This is a genomic window from Thermostichus sp. MS-CIW-15 (genome assembly GCF_054060575.1).
Genome location: NZ_JBSSDI010000001.1, coordinates 119,239 through 143,023, shown reverse-complemented (window position 1 = coordinate 143,023; position 23,785 = coordinate 119,239). Strand labels below are relative to the sequence as shown.

23 protein-coding genes and 2 tRNA genes are annotated in these 23,785 nt (G+C 60.6%); 13 read left to right on the top strand and 12 right to left on the bottom strand.

Features of this window, described 5'->3' with window-relative positions:
* Positions 1-39: 39 nt before the first annotated feature.
* The gene (locus tag ACVW0R_RS00685; protein WP_041439037.1) at positions 40-357 is read right to left on the bottom strand and encodes a DUF3067 family protein; all 318 of its coding nucleotides are present in this window, start codon (positions 355-357) and stop codon (positions 40-42) included.
* Positions 358-530: 173 nt separating this feature from the next.
* Between ACVW0R_RS00685 and ACVW0R_RS00680 the strand changes: the two genes are divergently transcribed.
* Together ACVW0R_RS00680 and ACVW0R_RS00675 are read left to right on the top strand one after the other, a co-directional pair.
* Entirely contained in the window at positions 531-1,049 is a 519-nt protein-coding gene (locus ACVW0R_RS00680) for a cytochrome b6-f complex iron-sulfur subunit (protein ID WP_011430251.1), read from the top strand.
* Positions 1,050-1,223: 174 nt separating this feature from the next.
* Complete coding sequence (locus ACVW0R_RS00675; RefSeq protein WP_099812137.1) at positions 1,224-2,207, top strand: apocytochrome f; 984 nt, start codon at positions 1,224-1,226, stop codon at positions 2,205-2,207.
* Positions 2,208-2,268: 61 nt separating this feature from the next.
* Here ACVW0R_RS00675 and ACVW0R_RS00670 read toward each other — a convergent pair whose 3' ends face one another.
* Positions 2,269-3,081, bottom strand: a complete 813-nt coding sequence (locus tag ACVW0R_RS00670) for a PhzF family phenazine biosynthesis protein (protein ID WP_011430253.1) — start codon at positions 3,079-3,081, stop codon at positions 2,269-2,271.
* 243 nt (positions 3,082-3,324) lie between these two features.
* Between ACVW0R_RS00670 and groES the strand changes: the two genes are divergently transcribed.
* The 6 genes from groES (at position 3,325) to ACVW0R_RS00640 (ending at position 9,673) form a co-directional block, all read left to right on the top strand.
* The gene (gene groES / locus ACVW0R_RS00665) at positions 3,325-3,636 is read left to right on the top strand and encodes a co-chaperone GroES (RefSeq protein WP_011433225.1); all 312 of its coding nucleotides are present in this window, start codon (positions 3,325-3,327) and stop codon (positions 3,634-3,636) included.
* 90 nt (positions 3,637-3,726) lie between these two features.
* The gene (groL, locus tag ACVW0R_RS00660; RefSeq protein ID WP_011430255.1) at positions 3,727-5,361 is read left to right on the top strand and encodes a chaperonin GroEL; all 1,635 of its coding nucleotides are present in this window, start codon (positions 3,727-3,729) and stop codon (positions 5,359-5,361) included.
* 173 nt (positions 5,362-5,534) lie between these two features.
* Positions 5,535-6,362, top strand: coding sequence for a DUF429 domain-containing protein (locus tag ACVW0R_RS00655; protein ID WP_011430256.1), 828 nt, complete (start codon positions 5,535-5,537; stop codon positions 6,360-6,362).
* 155 nt (positions 6,363-6,517) lie between these two features.
* Positions 6,518-7,681, top strand: coding sequence for a GuaB3 family IMP dehydrogenase-related protein (locus ACVW0R_RS00650; protein ID WP_457501473.1), 1,164 nt, complete (start codon positions 6,518-6,520; stop codon positions 7,679-7,681).
* Positions 7,682-7,721: 40 nt separating this feature from the next.
* A tRNA-Val gene (locus tag ACVW0R_RS00645) sits at positions 7,722-7,793 on the top strand.
* A gap of 299 nt (positions 7,794-8,092) precedes the next feature.
* Positions 8,093-9,673 (top strand): iron uptake porin, encoded by a 1,581-nt coding sequence (locus ACVW0R_RS00640; RefSeq protein ID WP_457501472.1) that lies wholly within the window; start codon positions 8,093-8,095, stop codon positions 9,671-9,673.
* A gap of 258 nt (positions 9,674-9,931) precedes the next feature.
* On the opposite strand, the gene ACVW0R_RS00635 is transcribed toward ACVW0R_RS00640, so the two are convergent.
* A complete protein-coding gene (locus ACVW0R_RS00635; RefSeq protein WP_457501471.1) occupies positions 9,932-10,735 on the bottom strand; it encodes a DUF6671 family protein in 804 nt (267 codons plus the stop codon).
* Between the two features lie 105 nt (positions 10,736-10,840).
* Entirely contained in the window at positions 10,841-12,538 is a 1,698-nt protein-coding gene (locus tag ACVW0R_RS00630; protein WP_457501470.1) for a SulP family inorganic anion transporter, read from the bottom strand.
* 301 nt (positions 12,539-12,839) lie between these two features.
* On the opposite strand from ACVW0R_RS00630, the gene gyrA reads away from it, so the two are divergent.
* The 4 genes from gyrA to psb28 all read left to right on the top strand — a co-directional run bounded on the left by gyrA (position 12,840) and on the right by psb28 (position 17,738).
* A complete protein-coding gene (gyrA, locus tag ACVW0R_RS00625; protein ID WP_099812131.1) occupies positions 12,840-15,395 on the top strand; it encodes a DNA gyrase subunit A in 2,556 nt (851 codons plus the stop codon).
* Positions 15,396-15,585: 190 nt separating this feature from the next.
* Positions 15,586-15,981 carry a DUF760 domain-containing protein gene (locus ACVW0R_RS00620; protein WP_011430263.1) on the top strand — a complete coding sequence of 132 codons (396 nt, stop codon included), beginning with the start codon at positions 15,586-15,588 and terminating at the stop codon, positions 15,979-15,981.
* 86 nt (positions 15,982-16,067) lie between these two features.
* A complete protein-coding gene (locus ACVW0R_RS00615; RefSeq protein ID WP_228375490.1) occupies positions 16,068-17,252 on the top strand; it encodes a glycerate kinase family protein in 1,185 nt (394 codons plus the stop codon).
* Between the two features lie 171 nt (positions 17,253-17,423).
* Positions 17,424-17,738: a photosystem II reaction center protein Psb28 gene (psb28, locus tag ACVW0R_RS00610; RefSeq protein WP_011430265.1), complete on the top strand. Its 315-nt coding sequence runs from the start codon at positions 17,424-17,426 to the stop codon at positions 17,736-17,738.
* 5 nt (positions 17,739-17,743) lie between these two features.
* On the opposite strand, the gene gatA is transcribed toward psb28, so the two are convergent.
* The 8 genes from gatA to ACVW0R_RS00570 all read right to left on the bottom strand — a co-directional run bounded on the left by gatA (position 17,744) and on the right by ACVW0R_RS00570 (position 23,169).
* Positions 17,744-19,273 (bottom strand): Asp-tRNA(Asn)/Glu-tRNA(Gln) amidotransferase subunit GatA, encoded by a 1,530-nt coding sequence (gene gatA / locus ACVW0R_RS00605; protein ID WP_457501469.1) that lies wholly within the window; start codon positions 19,271-19,273, stop codon positions 17,744-17,746.
* Between the two features lie 51 nt (positions 19,274-19,324).
* The gene (locus ACVW0R_RS00600; protein WP_457501468.1) at positions 19,325-20,479 is read right to left on the bottom strand and encodes an RNA-guided endonuclease InsQ/TnpB family protein; all 1,155 of its coding nucleotides are present in this window, start codon (positions 20,477-20,479) and stop codon (positions 19,325-19,327) included.
* Between the two features lie 246 nt (positions 20,480-20,725).
* Positions 20,726-21,022: a hypothetical protein gene (locus tag ACVW0R_RS00595; RefSeq protein WP_099834899.1), complete on the bottom strand. Its 297-nt coding sequence runs from the start codon at positions 21,020-21,022 to the stop codon at positions 20,726-20,728.
* Between the two features lie 107 nt (positions 21,023-21,129).
* Positions 21,130-21,468, bottom strand: a complete 339-nt coding sequence (locus ACVW0R_RS00590; RefSeq protein WP_099812128.1) for a hypothetical protein — start codon at positions 21,466-21,468, stop codon at positions 21,130-21,132.
* 76 nt (positions 21,469-21,544) lie between these two features.
* A tRNA-Ala gene (locus ACVW0R_RS00585) sits at positions 21,545-21,617 on the bottom strand.
* Positions 21,608-22,246: a Uma2 family endonuclease gene (locus tag ACVW0R_RS00580; RefSeq protein ID WP_457501467.1), complete on the bottom strand. Its 639-nt coding sequence runs from the start codon at positions 22,244-22,246 to the stop codon at positions 21,608-21,610. The genes ACVW0R_RS00585 and ACVW0R_RS00580 overlap by 10 nt, the downstream gene beginning before the upstream one ends.
* A gap of 107 nt (positions 22,247-22,353) precedes the next feature.
* Positions 22,354-22,692, bottom strand: coding sequence for a hypothetical protein (locus ACVW0R_RS00575; protein WP_457501466.1), 339 nt, complete (start codon positions 22,690-22,692; stop codon positions 22,354-22,356).
* A gap of 177 nt (positions 22,693-22,869) precedes the next feature.
* Entirely contained in the window at positions 22,870-23,169 is a 300-nt protein-coding gene (locus ACVW0R_RS00570; protein WP_011430272.1) for a ferredoxin, read from the bottom strand.
* Positions 23,170-23,370: 201 nt separating this feature from the next.
* On the opposite strand from ACVW0R_RS00570, the gene ACVW0R_RS00565 reads away from it, so the two are divergent.
* Positions 23,371-23,517 (top strand): hypothetical protein, encoded by a 147-nt coding sequence (locus ACVW0R_RS00565; RefSeq protein WP_011430273.1) that lies wholly within the window; start codon positions 23,371-23,373, stop codon positions 23,515-23,517.
* The last annotated feature ends 268 nt before the right edge of the window (positions 23,518-23,785 follow it).

Here is a 23,785-nt window from a genome sequence, read left to right as displayed (position 1 = left end):
GCAAACTCCCCTTCAGGGAAGAGCCGGGGGCGAGGAAGACTACAGCAGCCACTCGGAGGCGCGCTCTCCCACCCCTTGCAAATTCAAAGGAATGGCCACCGCCTTGCCTATGCGGGGTTTCTGACGGGTAGCCTCAATTTCTCGCTGCACCGCTTCCCACACGCCCCACGCCTGCAAATGGGCCATGACAGACTCCAGGCGAGCCAGATACTCGGCTTCGCTCAAGGGGAAAGAGGGCTGCTCCAGGTAGCGCCACATCACCAACAGAACCACCCTGCCCCCCATGCGGCGCAGTTGCACGTCGTAGGAATAGCCCCACTTCTCCCGCAGCAAAGCTTGAAAGTCGGATCCCGTCATGGTCTGGCTCGGATTGGGTTGGGACTGAGCTGGGCCGCAGCAGAAAAACCGCCGCCTCTTCCCTTGCACTTCCTTTAGCTTTGCATTTCTTAATGATATTAGCCAAGGAGCTCGGTTAGGATGATGTCGTTTGTCAACGAACATTAAAACTTCTCAGGTTTGTACTGGCCATTATGACGGAAGCGGTTAGCAACTTCGAGGCACCCCCCATGAGCCGGCGGGTTTTTCTGAATGCCCTCCTCAGCAGCTCGGTGGGGGTGGTGGTGGTGGGCACCCTCTACCCGGTGGTGAAGTATTTTATTCCGCCCTCTTCCGGTGGGGCAGGAGAAGGTGTGATAGCTCAAGATGCTCTCGGCAAGCCCATCAGCGTCAGTGAGCTGTTGGCCACTCACGCCGCCACGGATCGCGTGCTGGCCCAAGGCTTGAAGGGGGATCCCACCTACATTGTGATCGACAACGGGGCGGTGGCCAACTACGGCCTCAACGCGGTTTGCACCCACCTCGGCTGTGTGGTGCCCTGGAACGCGGGGGAAAACCTGTTCAAGTGCCCCTGCCACGGATCCCAGTACGCGGCCAACGGCAAGGTCATCCGGGGGCCGGCTCCCCGCTCCCTGGAGCTGGTGAGCGCCACGGTGGACGGCGACAACGTTCGCTTCAGCCCCTGGCAAGGCCCCGATTTCCGCGAGGCCTGAGGCGTTACGATAGGCTCCAGAGAGACCCCTGTAAGGGGCCACAGCCGGGTCAGAAGTGGGGGAAAAGGCCAGAGAGGTTGCTGCGCTAGTCCTGGCTAGAGCATGAGTTGTGAGCTTTGAGGAGATTGCCCCAAAGGGCTTGCGAGAATTTTGATTGAGATTCTGAGCTAACTTATGAAGCGAATTTACTTGGCCTTGTGTGCGCTGCTGCTGTTGCTGGGGACGGGATCCCCTCCGGCAGCAGCCTATCCGTACTACGCCCAGATGGCCTACGACAACCCGCGCGAGGCCACCGGGAAAATCGTCTGTGCCAACTGCCACCTGAACGCCATGCCTGCCCGTGCCGAAGTGCCGCAGGCAGTTACCCCGGGCCAGGTGTTCACCATCAAGGTCGGGATCCCCTATGACTTGAGCAAGCAACAGGTGTTGGCGGATGGCAGCAAGGGCGGCTTGAACGTTGGCGCTGTGGTGGTGTTGCCAGAAGGCTTCCGCCTGGCCACCGAGGAGGAGATGACGGAGGAGCAGCGCCAGGAAACCGCTGAGACCTACATCACTCCCTACAGCGACGAGAAGCCCAACATTCTCCTGGTGGGTCCCCTGCCCGGCGAGCAGCACCAGGAAATCGTCTTCCCGGTGGTCGCCCCTGACCCGAAGGAGGATCCCTCCGTGGCCTTCATGAAATATCGGGTTTACATTGGCGCCAACCGCGGTCGTGGCCAGATCAACCCCGATGGCAGCCTCAGCAACAACAACGTCTTCCGCGCTCCTGCCACGGGTCGTCTGACAAGCATCGCCACCATCGAATCTGACCTCAGCGATCTGCCGCCTGAGCTGGCCGCCCTGGTGCCGCCCGAATACGAGTTGCCGGGCACGCGGGTGCTCAGCTTCGAGACTGAAGGCGGACTGAAGCACTTGGTGGTGCCGCCGGGGCCGGAGTTGGTGGTTAACATTGGCGACAGCGTCCAAGAAGGGGATCCGGTTACCAACAACCCCAACGTGGGCGGCTTTGGCCAAGTGGAGCGGGATCTGGTGCTGCAGAACCCGGAACGGGTGAAGTGGTTGGTGGCCTTCCTGGCAGCGGTGGCCATCACCCAGCTTCTGCTAGTGCTCAAGAAAAAGCAAGTGGAGCTCATCCAGGCGGCAGAACTTTTGGGCTAGCTTGCGCACTTATTCTTCGCGAGAGTCTTCCCAGCACCTCGGAGCCAGCCGGGGTGTTTTTTTAGGGAATCCTCAGCTCTCCCGCTATCACCAGCACCGCCTGCCCGGCAATCTCCACCCGAGTGCCGAGATCGCGACACCACAGCTCGCCTCCCCGCGCCGAGAGCTGGCGGGCTTTGAGCTCAGTCCGGCCCAGGCGCTGCGACCAATAGGGTGTCAACAGGCACTGGGCAGACCCGGTCACCGGATCCTCCGGGATCCCCAACTGGGGGGCAAAAACACGACAGACAAAATCTGGCTGGTCTTCTAGATCCCCTCCCGAGGCAGTGACGATCAACCCAGAAACAGGCAGTGCCTGAACCCGCTCCCAATCCGGCTGCAGCTGCTGCACCTGCTGGGCCGAAGTCAGCACCGCTACCCCCATGCTGCCGCGGTACAACTCCAGAGGAGGGATCCCCAATGCCGCAGCCACCTGCTCTTGGCCTTCCGGCCAGGGTTGCGGGAACTGGGCGGGAAAATCCATCGCCAGCCGCTCCCCCTGCCGCCGCACCTGCAGCCGGCCACTGCGGGTGGAAAAGGCCACCCCCTGAGCTTCCGGGTGAATCTCGGTCAAGAGCACATAGGCGCTGCCCAACGTGGCATGGCCACAGAGTTCTACCTCCGTGGTGGGAGTAAACCAGCGCAGCCCATAGTGGGGAACCTCGCCTTCGGATCCCTGGGGCAGCAAAAAAGCCGTTTCCGACAGATTGTTCTCCGCCGCAATTGCTCGCATCAAAGCTGCCGGCAGCTCCTGAGGCAGCAAACACACCGCTGCCGGATTGCCCTTAAAAGGCACTGCCGTAAACGCATCCACTTGAAACAACGGGATCCGCACCTGCTTGCCCAACCTACCTCAGGCCATGATCCCACAACAGGCCCAGAAGTAGGGGGATCCGCACCCCGACCGTACCCGCCAAAAGCGGGATCCCACCGACAGAGGCTATTGTCAGGCCAGAAAGTTGGCTGATAAACTAGCACTCGTAAGTCGAGAGTGCTAAGTCGCTTCCCTTCGGGGAAGTGGAACTAATGGAAATGAAAACTTCAGCTTCGTGCTTTAGGATCACGGAGGACATTCGTCATGGCTGCAGTAGCTCTTAACGTCTCTACCCTGAAGCCGCTGGGCGACCGCGTGCTGGTCAAAATCGCTCAGCAGGACGAGAAAACCGCAGGTGGGATCTTCTTGCCGGACACTGCCAAGGAAAAGCCCCAGGTGGGGGAAGTGGTTGCTGTTGGCCCTGGCAAGCGCAACGACGAGGGCAAGCTGATCCCGATGGAACTGAAAGCCGGCGACAAAGTGCTCTACTCCAAGTATGCCGGAACCGAAGTCAAGCTGGGCAGCGATGAATATGTGCTGTTGGCCGAGCGGGACATTCTCGCCATTGTTCAGTAATAGTCAGTGATTCAGCAGCAGTTCAACGAACGATTGAATCCTTAAGACTCTGTTTCACCCTTACCTGCATTTGCATCGGAGAGGTTGACTATGGCCAAATCAATCATCTTCAGTGAAGAAGCCCGCCGCGCCCTAGAGCACGGCATGGATATTTTGGCAGAAGCCGTAGCCGTTACCCTGGGTCCCAAAGGGCGCAACGTCGTGCTGGAGAAGAAGTTTGGCGCACCCCAAATTGTTAACGATGGGGTAACCATCGCCAAAGAGATCGAGCTGGAAGACCACATTGAAAACACTGGCGTCTCCTTGATCCGTCAGGCGGCTTCCAAGACCAATGACACGGCTGGGGACGGCACCACCACCGCCACCGTCCTGGCCCACGCCATGGTTAAAGAAGGGCTGAAAAACGTGGCCGCCGGCGCCAACCCGATTGCCCTCAAGCGCGGCATCGACAAAGCCGTGAAGTTCCTGGTGGACAAGATCGCCGAACATGCCCGCCCGGTGGAAGACTCCAAAGCCATTGCCCAGGTGGCGGCCATTTCCGCCGGCAACGATGAGGAAGTGGGCCGCATGATCGCCGAGGCCATGGACAAAGTGGGCCGCGAAGGGGTGATCTCCCTGGAAGAAGGCAAGTCCATGACCACTGAGCTGGAAGTGACGGAGGGGATGCGCTTTGACAAAGGCTACATCTCCCCCTACTTCGTCACCGACACGGAGCGGATGGAGGCGGTTCTGGAAAACCCCTACATCCTGATTACCGATAAGAAAATCACCCTGGTACAAGACCTGGTGCCGGTGCTGGAGCAAGTGGCCCGCGCCGGTCGTCCGCTGCTGATCATCGCCGAAGACATCGAGAAAGAAGCCCTGGCCACTCTGGTGGTGAACAAGCTGCGGGGCGTGCTGAGCGTGGTGGCGGTGAAAGCGCCTGGCTTTGGGGATCGCCGTAAGGCCATGCTGGAAGACATCGCCATCCTCACTGGCGGTGAGGTCATCAGCGAAGAGCGCGGCCTGAAGCTGGAGAACGCCCGTCTCGACTCCTTCGGCTCGGCCCGTCGCGTCACGGTAACCAAAGACCACACCACCATCGTGGCGGAAGGCAACGAAGCGGCTGTCAAAGCCCGCTGTGAGCAAATCCGTCGCCAAATTGAAGAAACCGACTCCACCTACGACAAAGAAAAACTGCAAGAGCGCCTGGCCAAGCTCTCCGGCGGTGTGGCGGTGATCAAAGTGGGCGCGGCCACCGAAACTGAGATGAAGGATCGCAAGCTGCGCCTGGAGGACGCCATCAACGCCACCAAGGCGGCGGTGGAAGAGGGGATCGTCCCCGGCGGCGGCACTACCCTGGCGCACCTGATGCCGGCGGTAACGGAGTGGGCGCAGGCCAACTTGTCCGGCGATGAGCTGGTAGGGGCCATGCTGGTTGCCCGCGCGCTGGGCGCTCCGCTGCGCCGCATTGCCGAGAATGCCGGCCAGAACGGCTCGATCGTGCTGGAGCGGGTGAAAGAGAAACCCTTCACGGTGGGTTACGACGCCCAGAACGACGCCTATGTGGATATGTTTGAGGCGGGCATCGTTGACCCGGCCAAAGTCACTCGCTCTGCCCTGCAAAACGCCGCCTCGATTGCCAGCATGGTGCTCACCACCGAGGCCATCGTGGTAGACAAGCCGGAGCCCAAGAGCAACAAGCCCGCTGGCGGTGGCGGCGGCGTGGATGACTACGACTACTAATCTTCGGGCAGGAAGAGGCAGAGGCTTCGCCAGCTAGCGGAAAGTCTGCTGCCTTGTCAGAGCAACCATCTTCCGGGATCCCGGCTGGGATCCCTTTATTCTTGGGCATTTCCCTCTCCCAGGCGTCCGGGGGGTGAGGGCGAGCCATCCTACTAACGGAAGGAGAAGGCGGCGTGGCACGGTTAATCTGCATTGGCCTAGACCTGGCCTGGTCGGCCCGCAACCCCTCTGGCGTGGCAACGCTGGAGGTTGAGAGCGGGGATCCCCAAGCCCCGAACCTGACGGGCCACCTGCGGGACAACCGCCTCTTGCAAACCGACCAGGAGATTGTGGACTACATCCAAGCCCAAGCGGGAGGGGATCCCTGCCTGGTGGCGGTGGATGCCCCCCTGCGCGTCCCCAACCCCAGCGGCCAGCGGCGGGCGGAAGCCGAGCTGAACCGGGTGTTTCGCGCCTATGCCGCTGGCGCCCACCCGGCCAACCGCCGCCTCTTGGCCAAAAACGGCCAGGTGCGAGGGGAGGCCCTGGTGCAAGCTCTCTCCCGTTATGGCTTTCGCGAGCAGGCCAGCATCGAGCAGGGATCCCTGGCCCGGCAGATCACCGAAGTCTTCCCCCACAGCGCCATGGTGAGCCTGTTTGGCCTCAGCCGCAGCCTCCCCTACAAAGCGCGTCCCCGCCGCACCTGGCTGCAACGAGAACAGGCGTGGCGGCTGTACCAGCAACATCTGCGCGCCTTGGCCAGCGCCGATCCGTCTCTGCAAGGCCACGAGCCCCTGCTCCAAGTGGAGGTGGGATCCCTTAGGGGCCGCCAACTCAAAAACTACGAAGACCAAGTCGATGCCTTAATGTGCGCCTACATCGCCCTCTACGGCTTCCGCTGGGGATCCGAGCGCTGCCACAGCTTCGGCAACCTGCAAGAAGGCCACATTTTCACTCCCCTGCCCCCCTCATTGCAAGGGAAGAGCCCTGTTTCCTCGCCGGAAACTCCACAAGGGCTTTAACTCGGGCGAGGGTATGGCTTCTGCCAGACCGGCCAGACTTCCGTTGAGGCAGAGACAAGCGAAGCTAAACCGGAGGGAAAACCCGGCTCTTGCTAGTCTCAAATCACACGTTGGCGGCATGATAGGAAGAAGGGATCCTGTCAGAGGGGAGGGAAATGAACGCACAACTGGGGCGCAATCGGCAGGCAAGACGCGCTTACGGGCTGGATGAGATCGCGCTGGTGCCGGGCAGGCGAACCCTGGATCCCAGCTTGGTGGACACCCACTTCACCCTGGGAGGGATCCAACGGCCCATCCCCATCATCGCCAGCGCCATGGACGGCGTGGTGGATGTGCGAGTGGCCATTTTGCTCTCGGAGCTGGGGGCCTTCGGGGTGCTGAACCTGGATGGGATCCAAACCCGCTATGCTGATCCCGATGAGGTGTTGGATCAGATTGCGTCGGTGGGCAAAGACGAGTTTGTGCCCCTAATGCAGCGCCTCTACAGCGAGCCGGTGAAGCCAGAGCTAATCCAAGAGCGCATCCGCCAGATTAAAGCCTCCGGCGCCATTGCCGCCGCTAGCTGCGTGCCCGCCCACGCCGCCCAATACGGCCCCCTGGTGGCTGAAGCCGGGGGGGATCTGTTTTTCGTTCAGGCCACGGTGGTTTCCGTTCACCACAAGGTTCCCGAAGGCATGGAACTGCTGGATCTGGCCCGATTTTGCCGGTCGATGCCCATTCCTGTTGTGGTGGGCAACTGTGTTACCTACGATGTTGCCTTGGAGCTGATGCAGGCCGGAGCTGCCGGTGTCTTGGTGGGGATCGGCCCGGGGGCTGCCTGTACCTCCCGCGGCGTGTTGGGGGTGGGAGTGCCGCAGGCTACGGCCATCGCCGACTGTGCCGCTGCACGGGAGCAGTTTTTGGCGGAAACCGGCGCCTACGTTCCCATCATTGCCGATGGCGGATTGGTAACCGGCGGGGATATTTGCAAGGCCATCGCCTGCGGAGCCGACGCCGTGATGATCGGATCTCCCTTGGCCCGTGCTCAGGAGGCGCCGGGTCGCGGCTTTCACTGGGGCATGGCCACCCCCAGCCCCGTTTTGCCCCGCGGCACCCGCATCCGCGTGGGATCCACCGGCACCCTGGAAGAGATCTTGTGCGGCCCCGCCCGCCTGGACGACGGCACCCACAACCTCTGGGGTGCTCTGCGCACTAGCATGGCCACCCTGGGGGCTGCCAATCTCCGAGAAATGCAGCAGGTGGAGATCTGCATCGCCCCCTCCCTCCTGACCGAGGGGAAGGTGTACCAGAAGGCGCAAAGCCTGGGCATGGGGAAATAGTTCTTTGGGAATGCTAAACTCGGTGGACTGGGATCCCCCAGGGCGGTTAGCTCAGCGGTAGAGCGCCTGCCTTACAAGCAGGATGTCACTGGTTCGAGTCCGGTACCGCCCATCCCCACCGGAGCTTGCAGCTTGAGAGCTCTGTCTTGGTTTGGGATACACCCGCTAGCCAGAGCCGGATCCCTGAGGTAGAGTAGTGGATATCGAGCCTCGATCATCTACCGCAGTTGGGTCTTGCATTGAGTCTTGCCCAGAAAGTGTGTAAAGTGGTAGACGATGTGGACTTCGGCTGTATTATGTCTTCCCAGAGTCCGCGATTGCCAGGCTCGTTGTTGAGGTAGACAGTTTGTCGCTTCCATGAGGACACTTCTACAGCCAAAAAGGTGTGAGGAAAAGAACAAGGAGAGAAACATGCCCGCGAAACACGCGAACTATTGGAAAACGCTGCTGGCCGGCACTCTGGGTGCAGCGGCAGTCTTGACCCCTGGAGTGGCTCATGCCCAAGCTACAGGGCCTGTCACCTCCATCTCTGAGCTTTCGGATGTGCAACCCACCGACTGGGCCTTCCAAGCCCTGCAATCCTTGGTGGAGCGCTACGGTTGTATTGCCGGCTACCCTGACCGCACCTTCCGCGGCAACCGGGCTATGACTCGCTTTGAGTTTGCCGCCGGTATGAACGCCTGCTTGGATCGCATCAATGAGTTGATTGCAGCCGGTTTGGCCGACAAAGTCTCCAAGGAAGACTTGGCCACTCTGCAGCGCTTGCAAGAGGAATTTTCTGCTGAGCTGGCAGCCCTGCGCGGGCGGGTGGATGCCCTGGAAGCCGATGTTACTGATTTGAAAGGGAAGGTCTTCAACCCGGTTACCAAGTTGAATGCCCAAGTCATCGCCGCTGTTGTAGGCAGCGCTCTCACGGAAGACAGAGTTGTTAATGGGCAGGTAGTAGCAGAGCAAAACCAAGCCAACATGACTCTTCCCTATCGGGTACGTTTGAACTTCGATGCTTCTTTTGTGGGTCGCGATCGCCTGCGCATTCGTCTCCAAGCTCGCAACGCTGAGACTGAGTTCTTTGAGGGGGATCCCGGCCTTGAGTTTGGCGGTGGTGGCGGCGGCACTTTCACCCTGGCCAAGCTGATCTACCAATTCCCAGCTTTCAACCAAGCAGCTACCATCTACACGGGTATCGTTGGCTCAGGTGTGTTCGATGTATTCAACTACAGCACACCCTTCGAAGCTCTCTCCGACTTTGCTGATGCTCCCAACTCCACGGCGGATGTGCCAGGTGGAGCTCTGTTTGGCTTCCGCTACCGCCTTTCCGATCAACTGCGCTTGGCCTACAGCTACAGCACCAGGAACGCTCAAGCCTTGGGCAAGGGCTTCGGCGACAGCGGTATAACCGGTAGCGACAGTGCCCACGCGGTGGAGCTGGGCTTCCTGCCGAATGAAAATCTAGAGATTTACCTGCAGTTTGCCAGTACCTATCTGCAGACGGCAAACGATGGCCCTGAGTTCTTGGCCAACGGTACAGCTCTTTTCCGTGGCCCTCTGAGAGTAACCAATGTGTCCACCTCTGCACGGGTGAACGCCTTTTCTGTGGCTGCCAACTGGGAGATTACCCCCCGCGTCATCGTATCTGGCTGGTTTACTGCTGGCAATGTGGATTACAACTTGCCCAATGTGGTACCGGCTGGCACCATCGATCCGGGTGATGAAGATTTTAACGGATTCCTGTTTGGCTTCGCCTTCCCAGATCTGTTCATTGAGGGTGCTCAAGGGGGTGTGGTTTTTGGCCAGCCAATTGTGACCACCAAAAATGAAGGAGTTTGGGATACCCGCCCGTTCATTGTGGATGTTTACTACAGCTTCCCGGTGAACGAGTACCTCACCCTTACCCCGGCGGCCTACTTTGTGAGCAACCCCAATGGTGCTCTACCTGGGGACAACGACCCAACCATTGGTGTAGGTGCTCTGCGGGCTGTGTTCAACTTCTGATGAGTTGACCTCTTTTGCAGGTTCATAGCTGGTTAGGGGATCCACTGCAGTGGATCCCTTTTTTGGTTCAAACCTTCCTTTATGGTCATTTCGATTCAGACTAGGACACTGCACCCACGTCTGAAACGTTGAGTGCATACAGCGAAGGGCTTTTTCTCTATAGCCCAGGTGTCTCACCCTAACCTGAAACGACTACAACTCCTCTGCGGGGATGACAATGCCGGCTCTGGAGAGCCTGAGGTCGGGCTCAAGACAAGGCTAGGGATTACAGAAAGCACACTGAGCGGGATCTGCCCAGGGCTCTGCCACAGGCTCGGTGTGGGTGTGAGAACAGCGGGAACAGCCATATACCCAAGCCTTGGCCACGGGGGTGGGGGCGCCACATTGGCCGCAGGGCAGTCCAGAGACCGAGCGGATCTGCCAGTAGCCGGGAGTGCCGCAGGCCGGGCACAGGCTTTGGGCTTTGGCGATTAGGTTTTGGGTGGCGGCTGCGATGACTTGGAGCCGGGTTGGGTTGTGCAGGGCCCGCATGTCGGTTTCCAGATGCAGGCCACCCTGCCGAGCCAGCAGCTCCCCCACCACCTGCTTCAGGGTTGCTTCGTCTTGGATTCCTTTGTGGATAACCTGGGGCTTTTCTGGCTGGTCGAGGGCGATCAGGGCGTGCTGGGGAAAACCCGCCCTTTGGGCAAAGTCCAGCGCTTCTGCCCAGCTCTGCACCCAGCGATGGCTGAAATTGGTTTGGGTGCTCTCTGCATAGCCGACCAGCTCCAAGGGCTCCGCGCCGGGTTCAAAAACCCTGAGCATGACCCATTCTTGGTTCCAAGGGATCCAAGGGATCTGGGGGTGGGGGCCAAAGGATCCCTCGCTGGCCAAAACCAAAGAGGCGGGATGAGCTTGGCGGGCTCTCTCAATTTTCAGGCGTAGGGTGTGGATGGGATCCCCCGGTCGGGGCCGCTCCCGCGAGAAGGTGCCCAGTTGGTCGGTGTCGAAAGCTACTACTTGAACTTGGATCCCCAAATGTTCGGCCAAGAGAGGGCCGATGACCTGCTCTTTGCGATGCATGGTTGCCAAGTAGGCGACCCGACCCTTCCATTGCATAGACTCAGACTTAACCTAGATCTGGCAAACGGATCCCGCAGCTTTGTGGCTCAGGCCAATTGGGGTTACTCAAACCAGGGGACTGGCCTCGAGCGGCAAGCCCAACTGGGCAACAGCCTCGGCCAAGGCCACCTCACGGCTGTCCACAAACCGCTCTGGGGGCAGCGGCAAATGCAGGCTTTCTAGGCGCTGCCGGATCCGGCCCTTGGCCCCAACAATCCACACCTGTTTGCCCCGATCCAGGGCCTCGCGGATGGCATTTTCCAAGGATAGCGTCGCCGAAACTCCCAGCATCGGCACATCTGATAGATCCACCACCAGCGCTTGGCAGGAGGCCACCGCCTGATGTTGGCGGGAAATGGCTTGGGAAACCCCGAAGATCATCGGCCCGCTCAGGTAAAATAGCAACACCTGACCGCGGCCCTGGCGCAGCAATTCCTTTTCCCGCGGGGTGAGATCTACGGCATCGTCCGCATCGGTAATGGCTTTCACCTCTTCCGCTTGCAGCTCGCTCAGACGCTGAATGGTGAGCAAATTGGCCACAAATACCCCTACCCCCACGGCGGCGATGAGATCCACGAACACCGTCATGAACATCACCCCGTACATAATGGCTGCCCCTTTGAGGGAGAGGCGGTGGGCCCGCTTCAGGAAGCTCCAGTCGAGGATATCCACCCCCACCTTAAAGGCGATCCCCGCCAGCACCGCCATCGGGATCCCTTGGGTGAGGGGAGCGGCAAACAGCACCACCATCAAGAGGATGAGGGCGCGGGTGATGCCCGCCAAGGGCGTACGTCCCCCTGACTGGATATTCACCACCGTGCCCATGGTCGCCCCCGCCCCCGGCAAGCCCCCCAGGAAGCCGGAGACCAGGTTGGCGATCCCCTGCCCGATCAGCTCTTGGTCGGAGTCGTGGCGGGTGCGGGTGAGGTTGTCGGCAATCACCGCCGTCAAGAGGGTGTCGATACAGCCCAGCATGCCCAGCACCACCCCGTCCAACACCAAGCTGGCCAGGGAAGCAAAGGGCAACTGCGGCCATTGCACCTGGGGCAAGCCGGTGGGGATGGGCCCGATGCGCCGCAAATCCCAGTCAGCCATGAACAAGTTGGCCACCAGCGTTCCCAGCACCAGGGCCACCAACTGGGGCGGCACCACTCTTCGCCAAGGCTTGGGATAGCCAAAGAGGATCGCAAGGGTCAGCAGCCCCAACCCCAGTTCCGGGAACTTGAGATTGAGCAGGTAGGTCGGCAGGTTCTGCACCGCCCCGATCACTCCCCCCTGGCTGGCGTGGCCCAAAAGGGGCGGGATCTGCAGCAAAATCATGATCCAGCCGATCCCCGACATAAAGCCGGAGATGACGCTGTAGGGCATAAGGGTGATGTATTTGCCCAGCTTCAGGGATCCAAACAGCACCTGAAACAGGCCCCCCACCATCACCACCGTGAAGGCCGGCCCCAGTCCCTGGTTCGGATAGCTGGCGGTAACCTTGGCAATGACTGCCGTCATCATCACCGTCATCGGCCCGGTGGGCTCGGAGATGAGGGTGGGAGTGCCGCCGAACAGGGCAGCAAAAAAGCCCACACACACCGCCCCATACAAGCCCGCCACCGGCCCGGCACCAGAAGCCACCCCAAAGGCCAGGGCCATCGGCAGCGAGACAATAGCCGTCGTCAGGCCACCGAAGAGATCCCCACGCCAGTTTTCTAGGCTCAGACGCCGACGCCAAGCCAGCACTCCCCCACCTTGCCCCGTCACTTGGCCCAACATGCCCCACTGCCCTCAATGCTATAGGCAGCCTATCATTGAGCGTTACCATAACGCCCCGATTAGAGGATAGATTTTTATCTATAAATGTCTTCAGGGATCCCCTTGGGACAGGGGGCGGCTCCGGGCAACTCCCTCTGCCCCGGCAAAAGGCAATGGTAGACTAGACGCAGGCGCACTTTATTTTAGTTTCCTGGGTTGCCGACCGTTGGCCGGCAATGGCGATTGCTGCTGCGACAGCTTTGTAACCTCGAACCGTGCCCGCGCCCAAGCCGACCGGGATCCCTCACCTCTACCCCCACCCATGAGCGACAACGAATTGACCGCGCGCATCATCTCCACCGACCTGCAGCGGGAGATGGCGCAGTCCTACCTGGAATACGCCATGAGCGTGATTGTCGGGAGGGCTCTGCCGGATGCCCGCGACGGCCTCAAGCCGGTGCATCGCCGCATCCTCTACGCCATGCACGAGCTGGGCCTGACGGCGGATCGCCCTTTTCGCAAGTGCGCCCGCGTCGTGGGGGATGTGATCGGGAAATACCATCCCCACGGGGATCAGGCGGTTTACGAAGCCCTGGTGCGCATGGCCCAGGACTTCTCCATGCGGGAGCGCCTGGTGGACGGGCACGGCAACTTCGGCTCCATCGACAACGACCCGCCGGCGGCCATGCGCTACACCGAGTGCCGCCTCACCGCTTTTGCCCAGGAAGCCCTGCTGCAGGATATCGACGCCAACACCGTCGACTTCATCGACAACTACGACGGATCCCAGCAGGAGCCGCTGGTGCTGCCGGCGCGGATCCCGCAGTTGCTGTTGAACGGTTCTTCTGGCATTGCCGTGGGCATGGCCACCAACATCCCGCCCCACAACCTGGGAGAGCTGGTGGACGGCCTGATCGCCCTCATCCACAACCCCAACCTGACCAGCCTGGAGCTGATGCAGTGGATCCCGGCCCCCGATTTCCCCACCGGCGGGCTGATCATGGGCCAGGAAGGCATCCGCGAAGCCTATACTACCGGGCGCGGCTCCATCACCTTGCGGGGGGTGGCCACGGTGGAGACCATCGAGCAGCGGGGCCGACCGACGCGGGAGGCCATCATCATCACCGAGCTGCCCTACCAAACCAACAAGGCAGCCATGATTGAAAAAATTGCCGAGCTGGTCAACGAGAAAAAACTGGAGGGCATTGCCGACATCCGCGACGAAAGCGACCGCGAGGGCATGCGGGTGGTGATCGAGCTGAAGCGGGATGCTCAGCCTCAGGTGGTGCTCAACAACCTCTACAAGCAAACCCCCCTGCAGAGCAACTTCGGGGTCAACATGCTGGCCATCCTCAACGGCGAGCCGCGCACCCTGACGCTGCGGGACGCACTGCAGGCTTTCTTGGATTTTCGGGCAGAGGTGATCGAGCGGCGCACCCGCTACGAGCTGCAGAAAGCCGAAGAGCGGGATCACCTGTTGCAGGGCTACCTTTTGGCTTTGGGGCAGTTGGATCGGGTGATCGCCCTCATCCGCGGAGCCGCCGATGCCGCCACAGCCCGAGCTGAGTTGCAGGCAACGTTGGGCCTGAGCGAAGCGCAAGCCGATGGCATTTTACAGATGCAACTGCGCCGCCTCACCGCCCTAGAAGCGGAGAAAATCCAGGCCGAACACGAAGACTTGGTGAGGCAAATTGCCGATTTGCGGGATATTTTGGCCCGCCGGGAGCGGGTGATGCAGATCATCAGCGAAGAGCTGCAGCAGCTCAAGAGCCGCTTTGCCAGCCCGCGCCGCTCCCGCCTCTGCCTGGAAGACTGTGAGCTCAAGGTTGCCGATCTGATCGAGAACCGCGAGACGGTCATCTTCCTCACCGAGCAGGGCTACATCAAGCGCATGGACCTTGAAGAGTTCCAGGTGCAGGGGCGGGCCACCCGCGGCAAGGCCGGCGCCCGCATCAAAGACGACGATGCCATCGAGCAGTTTTTTGCCTGTCGCAGCCACGACACTATCCTCTTTTTCACGGATCGGGGGATGGTCTATACCCTGCCCGCCTACGAGATCCCGCAGGGGAGCCGCACCGCCCGCGGCAGCGCCATCGTCCAGTTGCTGCCCATCACTCGGGAAGAGCGGGTTACCTCGATGGTGCCCGTGAGCGAGTTCAGCGACGACGAATACTTGGTGATGCTCACCCGAGCGGGCTACATCAAAAAAACGGCCCTCAGCGCCTTTGCCAATGTGCGTTCCAACGGCCTGATTGCCATCTCTCTGGAGGAAAACGATGAGCTGCGCTGGGTGCGCCGCGCCCGCTCCAGCGACGATGTGGTTATGGCGACCCGCCAGGGCATGTGCATCCGCTTCCGGGCAGATGACGAGCAACTGCGCCCCCTGGGGCGAGCCACCCGCGGCGTGCGGGCCATCACCCTCAACCCCGGCGACGACATCGTCAGCATGGACATCATCTTTGCCGAGTCGGTGATGGCCGCTGAGCGAGAGGGGGAGAGGCTGGCCAACCCCTGGGTGCTGGTGATTACCAAAGAAGGGCGGGGCAAGCGCTCGGCCATCGACCACTTCCGCCGGCAAAACCGGGGCGGCAAGGGGGTGATCGCCACTAAGTTCCGCCAGGAGTCGGATGAGCTGGCTGCCCTGCGCATCGTCAATGCCGAGGACGAGATCCTGTTGGTAACTGCCAGAGGCATTGTCATGCGCCAGTTGGCCAAGGCCATCCCTACTCAGTCTCGCGAGGCGACAGGGGTGCTGGTGCAGCGCTTGGATCCGGAGGACAGCATTGTAGGAGTGACGGTGGTGCCCGCTTCGTTTATCAGGGATCCGGCGGAAGCTGAAGAGGAGCCGGCAGAGGGGATCCCCGAGGCCGACGGTTGATCTCCGAGGCGGCGCCTCCCGAGGTACGGCATTTGCCGCCTCAAAGGGGTGGGATCCCGTACCGAAGGCGGCGAGGCTCGGGTGTTAGGTTTGACATAGCCCAATTGGCGGAGCTGCGAAGGCCTAAGGAATGGGGCCAACAGCTCCGAGTTGGGCTAGATTTGCTGTGTTTGGGGAGCTTGGTGACTCCATGTCGAGCCCGATCAATTTCATTCCTGGTTTTGAGGCCGCGCAAACGCCCAGCCCCAACAACCGGCTCTGGCAATATCTGCAGTCTCAGGATCCCAGCGTTTTTCAAGACATCGCCCGCAACTCGTCGCCGGAGGTCCTGGAGATCTTGGGCCACAACATTCGCAGCTTGGTGGGCAGTTTGCCGCCAGACCAATTTGGCGTTCAAATCATCACCAACCGCGAGAGCTTGGCAAAAATGCTCTCCGGGGCGATGATGGGTGGCTACTTTCTGCGGGTGATGGAGCAGCGTCTGGCCCTGGAGCAGTCTTTGGGCAACTCATCCGCCGCCGTCCCCTCTCCCCAACCTTCAACACCGGATCAACCTCCAACAGCGGAGGGGGGCAGTGCCCAATAGCTCCGGGCTCAGCCTTGCGGGCCCGCAGCCAAGTTCAATCCATCCTCTCTGTTGCCGCCGAGGACGTTTTAGGGCTGATGCTGGGTATGGGTTCACCAGACCAGGGATCTGAGTTCAGCCGCCCACCTCGGCGGGTTTTGATCTGCCCGGATAGCTTCAAAGGATCCCTGACAGCCAAGGCAGCAGCGGAGAGCATCTCCCGGGGCATCCGCCAGGTCTTGCCGAAGGCCAAGGTGGAGCTACTCCCCCTGGCCGATGGGGGCGAGGGCACGCTGGAGACCTTGTTGCCGGCGCTGGGGGGAGAGAAACGAGGGCTGTGGGTCACTGGCCCGCTGGGGGATCCCGTCTGGGCCGAGTACGGGGTGGCAGGCGAGCGGGCGCTGCTGGAAGTAGCCCAGGTGGCCGGCCTGACCTTGGTGCCCCCTGAGCAGCGGGATCCCACCCGCACCACCACCTATGGCCTGGGGGAGCTGTTGCGGGCCGTCTGCCGGGATCCCATCGCCGAGATTTGGATAGCGCTGGGCGGATCCGCCACCGTCGATGCGGGTGCGGGGATGGCGCAGGCCTTGGGCTATCGCCTCTTGGATGGGGCCGGGGATCCCATCGGCTGGGGGGGAGGGGAGCTGGCCCGCCTGGCGCGCATCGAGCCACCTAAACAGCGCATTTGGCAAGGCAAGCGCATCCGCGGCCTCTGCGATGTGCAGAACGCCCTCACTGGCCCGTTGGGGGCGGCTGCCGTCTTTGCCCCCCAGAAGGGCGCCACTCCCCAGCAAGTGCGGCAATTGGAGCAGGCACTGCAGCAGTGGGCCAGGGTGGTGGAGCGGGATCTGGGCCGGGCCGTGGAGGGGATCCCAGGGGCCGGCGCCGCCGGCGGGCTGGGGGCAGGATTGGTGGCTTTTTTGGGCGCCACCCTGGAGTCCGGGATCCAGCTCTTGGCCCAGCACTTGGCCCTGCCGGAGCGTCTCCGCCGCTGCGATCTGGTGGTAACTGGCGAGGGCCGCCTTGACGAACAGAGCAGCATGGGCAAGGTAGTGGGGGCGGTGCTGGAGCAGGCCATGGTGGCCCAGAAGCCCCTGCTGATTCTCTGTGGCCAGGCCACCCCGGCAGCCCGGGCCGACTTGGCCGCCCGACCCCTTCCCATTAGAGTTGCTGCCCTCTGTGACCGGATCCCGGATGTGGCCGAGGCGCAGCGCCAGGCCGGTTACCACCTGGAGCAGATGGCCGCTTGGGAGTTGAAAAAGTTTCTGGCCGGGGATCCGATCCCCACCTAGCAAATGGCTGGGAAACAGCTTATCCATCGATCTCCAGCTCCCCTCTCCCCTTGGGAGAGGGGCTGGGGGTGAGGGCCGCTAGGGGCGGGGATCGCTTGGGTCAGCGACAAAGTGTCTTAATCATCGTGTTTGGAACAACTATAATGACTTGAATGAGTTTTTTTAAAAATTATGGCCACTATTGAGTTTTCTCCCGGTATTCCAGAAGTGCCAACGCAGGTGCGGTTGCTGAAATCCAAAACCGGCAAGCGGGGATCCGCCATTTTTCGCTTTGAGGAGCTGAAGTCCGACACGCAAAGCATCCTTGGCATGCGGATGATCGACGAGGAAGGGGAGCTGACCACCCGCAACATCAAAGCCAAGTTCTTGAACGGGGAATTCAAGGCCTTGGAAGTGATCTACGACATGGAAACAGAAGCAGAATGGGAGCGCTTCCTGCGCTTCATGGAGCGCTTCTCGGCAGCCAACCAGATGGGCATGGCCTAGTGGGCTCAGCTTTTGGATTTTTTGCTCCCCTTGGTGGACTTGCTCTTGGCTTTGGGCTGTTGAGCGGTTCCCTGGGCCTGCTCAAGGGGGGGCTGTCCCAGGGGAGGTCGCCGCTTGTGCCAGTCGGTGCTCTGCTCATAGGCATAGGCCACCCGCAGCACCTTGCTCTCCTGCAAGACGTTGCCTATGATCTGCAGGCCAATGGGCAGACCGTTGGCAAAGCCACAGGGCAGGCTCAGCCCCGGCAGGCCCGCCAAATTGACCGGGATCGTCATCAGGTCGCACAGGTACATACTCAAGGGATCCTCCCGCTCCCCCGCCTTGAAGGCCGGCGTGGGGGTGGTGGGGCTGACCAGCACATCCACCTTCTCGAAGGCCCTGAGGAAATCCTGCTTGATCAGGGTGCGCACCTTCTGGGCTTTGAGGTAGTAGGCGTCGTAGTAGCCGGCAGAGAGGGCATAGGTGCCGATCATGATGCGCCGCTTCACCTCCGGCCCAAAGCCGCGGGCGCGCGTTTTGCCGTACATAGCCAAGAGCGAGTCGGCGGGTTCCCGCAGGCCGTACTTGACGCCGTCGTAGCGGGCCAGATTGGAAGAAGCTTCCGAAGGGGCGATGATGTAGTAGGTGGCCAGGCCATAGCGAAAGCTAGGACAGTCGATCTCCAGGATCTCTGCCCCCAGCTCCTCTAGGTGTTGGATGGCCGCTTGCACGGCAGCGCGGGTCTCTTCCCCACACCCTTCTCCCAGCAGGTCGCGGATGACTCCAATCTTGAAGCCTTTGATCTCGGGGATCAGGGCCTGGCTATAGTCCGGGATCTCCACCTTGAGGCTGGTGGAATCCAGGGGGTCATGGCCGGCAATCCCCTGCAGCAGCAGGGCCACGTCCTCCACCGTGCGCCCAAAGGGCCCCACTTGATCCAAAGAGGAGGCAAAAGCCACCAGCCCATAGCGGGAGACCAGCCCATAGGTGGGCTTGAGGCCGACCACGCCACAGAAGGCCGCCGGCTGGCGGATCGATCCCCCCGTATCCGATCCCAGGGCCACCACCGCCTGGTCTGCCGCCACCGCCGCCGCCGACCCGCCTGAGGATCCCCCCGGCACCCGCGTCAGGTCCCAGGGGTTGGCGGTGCGCTGAAAGGCCGAGTTTTCCGTAGAACTGCCCATGGCAAACTCGTCCAGGTTGGTCTTGCCCACCGTCACCATGCCGGCAGCCGCCAGCCGCGCCGTCACCGTTGATTCATAGGGGGGAATGAACCCCTCCAGCATCCGGGAGGCACAGGTGGTGCGGATCCCTTGGGTGCAAAGGTTATCTTTCACCGCCAACGGGATCCCGGCCAAGGGGCCGATCGTCTCCCCGGCGCGAATGCGGGCGTCCACCGCCCTGGCCTGTTGCAGAGCCAGTTCCTCGGTCACAGTAATAAAGCTCTTGAGCTGCGGCTCCAGTTGGGTGAGACGCTCCAGGTATTCGCGGGCGATCTCTTCGGCAGAGCGCTCTTTGGTTACCAACTGCCTGTGGAGGGCACGGATGACAGACATAGGCAAACTCGTGGGGAAGGGCAAATGCCAGTAAACTACCCGGCACCCGCGCTATGCGCAGGATGCGGGCTTTATCCCAATCCCTAGCGGCCCCAGAAAGCAGCTAAGTTTCGGAATTTCAGGCGAGTTTACAGTCGCCCCAAGGAGAGAGATTACTTGAGCAGCGTTATAATCAGCATCCCCTTCCCAGCCACAATGTCCACACTTGAACGACTTGCCGCTTCGGTAGGACTTGCCCTGCTCAGGGTGGATGTGCAGGCACCGGTGGCAGGTCTGACTGGTATAGGCGGGCGGAACCAGTACCACAGGCACTCCAGCAATGGCAGCCTTGTAGGTCACAAACATCCTGAGCTGGTAGAACGCCCAGCTATTGGCTCTACGGCGTTCAGTCTTACTCCGAGGTTCCTGATTCAAGCGCTCTCGGATGCCTGTCAAGTCCTCAAAAGCCAGTGCTGCACCAATAGCCTGGGCATCCCTGACCAAGGTTCTGCTGATGTTGTGGTTCAGCCATGTCTGGTAGCGCCGTTCCCTCCCAGAGAGCCTACGAAGCAGTCTTCTAGACGACCTCGTGCGTTTGGATTGAACCTTGGCGCGTACACGGCTGAACCGGTCGCGGACGGCCTGGATGTGTTCTCCACCCCAAGAGCGTCCGTTACTAGCGGTGGCTATATCCCGCCTGCCCAAGTCAACTCCAATTACCTTAGGAGTCTTGCCAGTTGGGGGAGTGTCCAACTCAACCGCAATGTTGATGTAGTACTCCCCTTGCCTGGTCTTGGACAGAGTCGCACTGGTGGGCGTTTGCCCCCGCAGCAAAGCGATTTGATAACCACCGATCTTGAGCTTGAGCCATACTCGCCCACTTATCAGGGTCACACCCACGGCTTGATCGGACTCTCGGTACTTAAAAGTACGCACATCCAAAGTCAGGCTGGTGGGGCGAAACTTGTGGACTTGTTTCACCGCTTTGGCGTTGCTAATCACACGGCGGAGCGCCTGACAGACGTGGTTGGCTTTCAACCCCGTTGCCGCTCTCACTGGCCTATAAACCAAGTGGTGCAGCTTGGCGGTGTTCCAGCACTTTTCACGCTTAGCGGTGTCGAGGATCTGGTTGCAAGCGTCAGCAAATCCCTGCAAGGTGCGGTCAATCTCTTGACGCAACTCTTGTGGGACTATCAGCTTGCAACGTACAGAGATGGTCTGGCTCATGGGCTTATTGTAGCTCATCCAGGTTTTGTCCCAGTACACTTATATGGAGGCGGGCTTTCCTCCCGGCACCAAGCCTGCGGCTATGGTGCGGGCCTCCAGCCCGAAAATAGGTGAGGCCAGACAAAGTTCCTCTAGATTAATCTAGGTGGGATCCCTTCCTACCCAAAATCCCGCCAATTTCCCCTCTCCCTGAGAGAGAGGGGCTGGGGGTGAGGGCGTCGGCAATGCAGAGCGCTTGGGCCCAAGTTACCGCCGTTCCAAAAAGTCGCGGCGCAGATCCCGAATCTCCTGCCGCATCTCCCGCATCTCTTGGGCCATCTCGTCAGTGCGCCGTTCCAAAGCCTCGGTGCGCCGTTCCAAAGCCTCGGTGCGCCGTTCAATGGCTCGGGTGCGCTCGTCAAAGCGATCCAGCGCCTCGCGGAAAAACTGCGCCAGCATCGCCTGCCCTTCCCGCAGCTCTTGGATCAAAACCTGCTGGTTTTGCTGGGCAGCTTGCAACTCCTGGACGGCCCGAATCAGCCACTGCTCTTGCTCAGGTGTCATGGTTACCAAGGCGCTACAGAACAAGGAAATCCTACCACCCTAAATCTCCTCCTGGGAGAAGGATCCGGGGATGGTTACACTAGCAACGCAGAGCGCTTGGGCCCAAGCTACCGCCGTTCCAAAAAGTCGCGGCGCAGATCCCGAATCTCTTGCCGCATCTCCCGCATCTCTCGGGCCATCTCGTCAGTGCGCCGTTCCAGTGCTTCTGTGCGGCGTTCGATGGCCCGAGTACGCTCGTCAAACCGATCCATTGACTCGCGAAAGAACTGCGCCAGCATCGCCTGTCCCTCCCGCAGCTCTTGAATCAAAACCTGCTGGTTTTGCTGGACAAGACGCAGCTCCTGCTGGGCAGCTTGCAATTCTTTTTGGGAGGCTTGCAGCTCTCTTTGGGAGGCTTGCAACTCTTGGATGGCTTGAATCAGCCACTGTTCTTGCTCGGGCGTCATGGTTACTGAAGCACTACGGAATAAGGAAATCCTACCACCCCTCTCCTGCTGGGAGAGGGGCCAGGGGTGAGGGCGATGGAGAGTAGGGAACTCGAATCCCTGACCTCTGCGGTGCGATCGCAGCGCTCTACCAACTGAGCTAACTCCCCGTAGCTTTACCAGAATAACCCGAATCCGCAGCCAAGATCTCCCCCGCCTGCAACTCCAGCTTGGGAAAGACCTTTGAGGATACCGGATCGGATCCCTTCAGCTCCAGCACATCGTACCAGCCTTCATGGAGCAGCAGCAGGCTCACCTTCTCCTCCAAGGGATCCACAATCCAATACTCGCCGATCCCCAAAACGCAGTACTCTGCCCGCTTGGCCCGGTAATCTGCTGCCCGGCTCGACTCACTCACCACCTCCACCACCAGCAGCAGCGGCGGCTCCTCCAGGCGGATCAACGCCTCCCGGGATCCCATCTCCTGCCACTGCTCCAGAGGCAGCACCACCACATCCGGGATCCGCACCGTATCCCACCGATTGCCCCGCGGAGACTGGATCCCTGGGCTCCCCTGTATCGCTGTCCAGGGCAACTGCTGCCGTGCAATCTCTGCCTCGAAAACTTGGCTGAGAAAGTTTTGAATCTGCACATGCCGTCCGGTTGGAAGAGCCATGGGCACCAACTCCCCTGCCACCAGCTCATAGCGGGTATCACTGCCATCCGAATAAGCAAGGTATTCGGCCAAACTCAGGCGAGTTGTTGAGGGTGCAGAAACGGATCCCCTTGCCAAAGCCATAAACCGTCTCGGCCAAAAGTCTCTTTGCTGCCATACTAGCCTTGTCATCTCGCACAACCCCTCTCTTCCTCTGGGAGCAGGGCTGTGAGCGCTCGGTCTGTTGGCAGTCAACGCCGTTCCAAAAAATCGCGGCGCAGATCCCGAATCTCTTGCCGCATCTCCCGCATCTCTCGGGCCATCTCGTCAGTGCGCCGTTCCAAAGCTTCTGTGCGCCGTTCCACAGCTTCCGTGCGCCGTTCAATAGCCCGGGTGCGCTCGTCAAACCGATCCATTGACTCGCGAAAGAACTGCGCCAGCATTGCCTGTCCCTCCCGCAGCTCTTGAATGAGGAGCTGCTGGTTTTGTTGGACAAGGCGCAGCTCCTGCTGGGCAGCCTGCAATTCTCTTTGGGAGGCTTGTAACTCTTGGATGGCTTGAATCAGCCACTGCTCTTGCTCAGGCGTCATGGTTGTCGGGTGTTGCAGAATAAGGAAATCCTACCACCCTGAATCTCCCCTCTTGCCCTGGGAGAGGGGCTGGGGGTGGCTGTGTCAGCGGCGCGGAGCGCTTGGGCCACCCAAAACAAAAACCCCTCTCTCTTTAATAAAGAGGGGCCGGGGGTGAGGACGGAAATTCAAGCTCGATCAGTAAAGGGCTTCTTCTTGGTGGGTGATGATGGTGCAGTCGGAGGTAGGGTAAGCCACACAGGTCAGCACATAGCCCTGCTCGATCTGATCATCGTCCAGGAAGGACTGATCGCTTTGATCCACTGTGCCGCTCACCAGCTTGCCAGCACAGGTCGAGCAGGCTCCGGCGCGGCAGGAGTAGGGCAGGTCGATCCCTTGTTCCTCCGCCACGTCCAGAATGTACTCGTCGTCCGGCACATCGATGGTGACGTCCAGGCCCCGCTCTTCGTTGATCAACCGAACTTTGTAGACAGCCATCCTGCTTGGGTCTCCAGAAAAAACGTCTACTCCTCATCCTGCCACCCTTCTGCCCCGGATCAAGCATCCTTTTGTGAGGAAATAGGCAAATCTTCCGGTTTTTTGCAGGTGGATCCGGGAAAGCTTGCCGGGTAAGGGTTCTGGCTGCTCAAGAGGGCTGTTAGCCCGCAGCGTCTGCATGAAGGGTGAACCTCGGCTCCGATGGCAGAACTGCCGCAGATCCCACCGGTCATTCTTCCGCAATCCTCTCTGTTCAACTTGGACTTGGCAGGGATCCCTGTAGCTCCTGGGTTGCACCTGGAAAAAAAATGGCAAGACTTGCCAAGTTGGGCAGATCTGACGGTATGATTTACGGAGTAGCTAGAGCAAGCGCCGAACAGGCGTGTACGCGTCTCCCACCCGACCGTCGAGCCTGAGGCCTTGAGTTGCTTCAGGTCAGGTGATCGGGTAAGGTAAGGGAAGTGTTCAGCCGAACCCTACTTTTTTGGTTAAGAGGAGAAAAATGAACGGAACAATGCAGAGGTGGCTGCTGAAGTCACTTGGTTCTCTGACCTTGGCGTCTGCCGTGGTGCTCTTGCCCGTGATTCTAACGGGCTGCGGTGAAAGCAGTACTAGC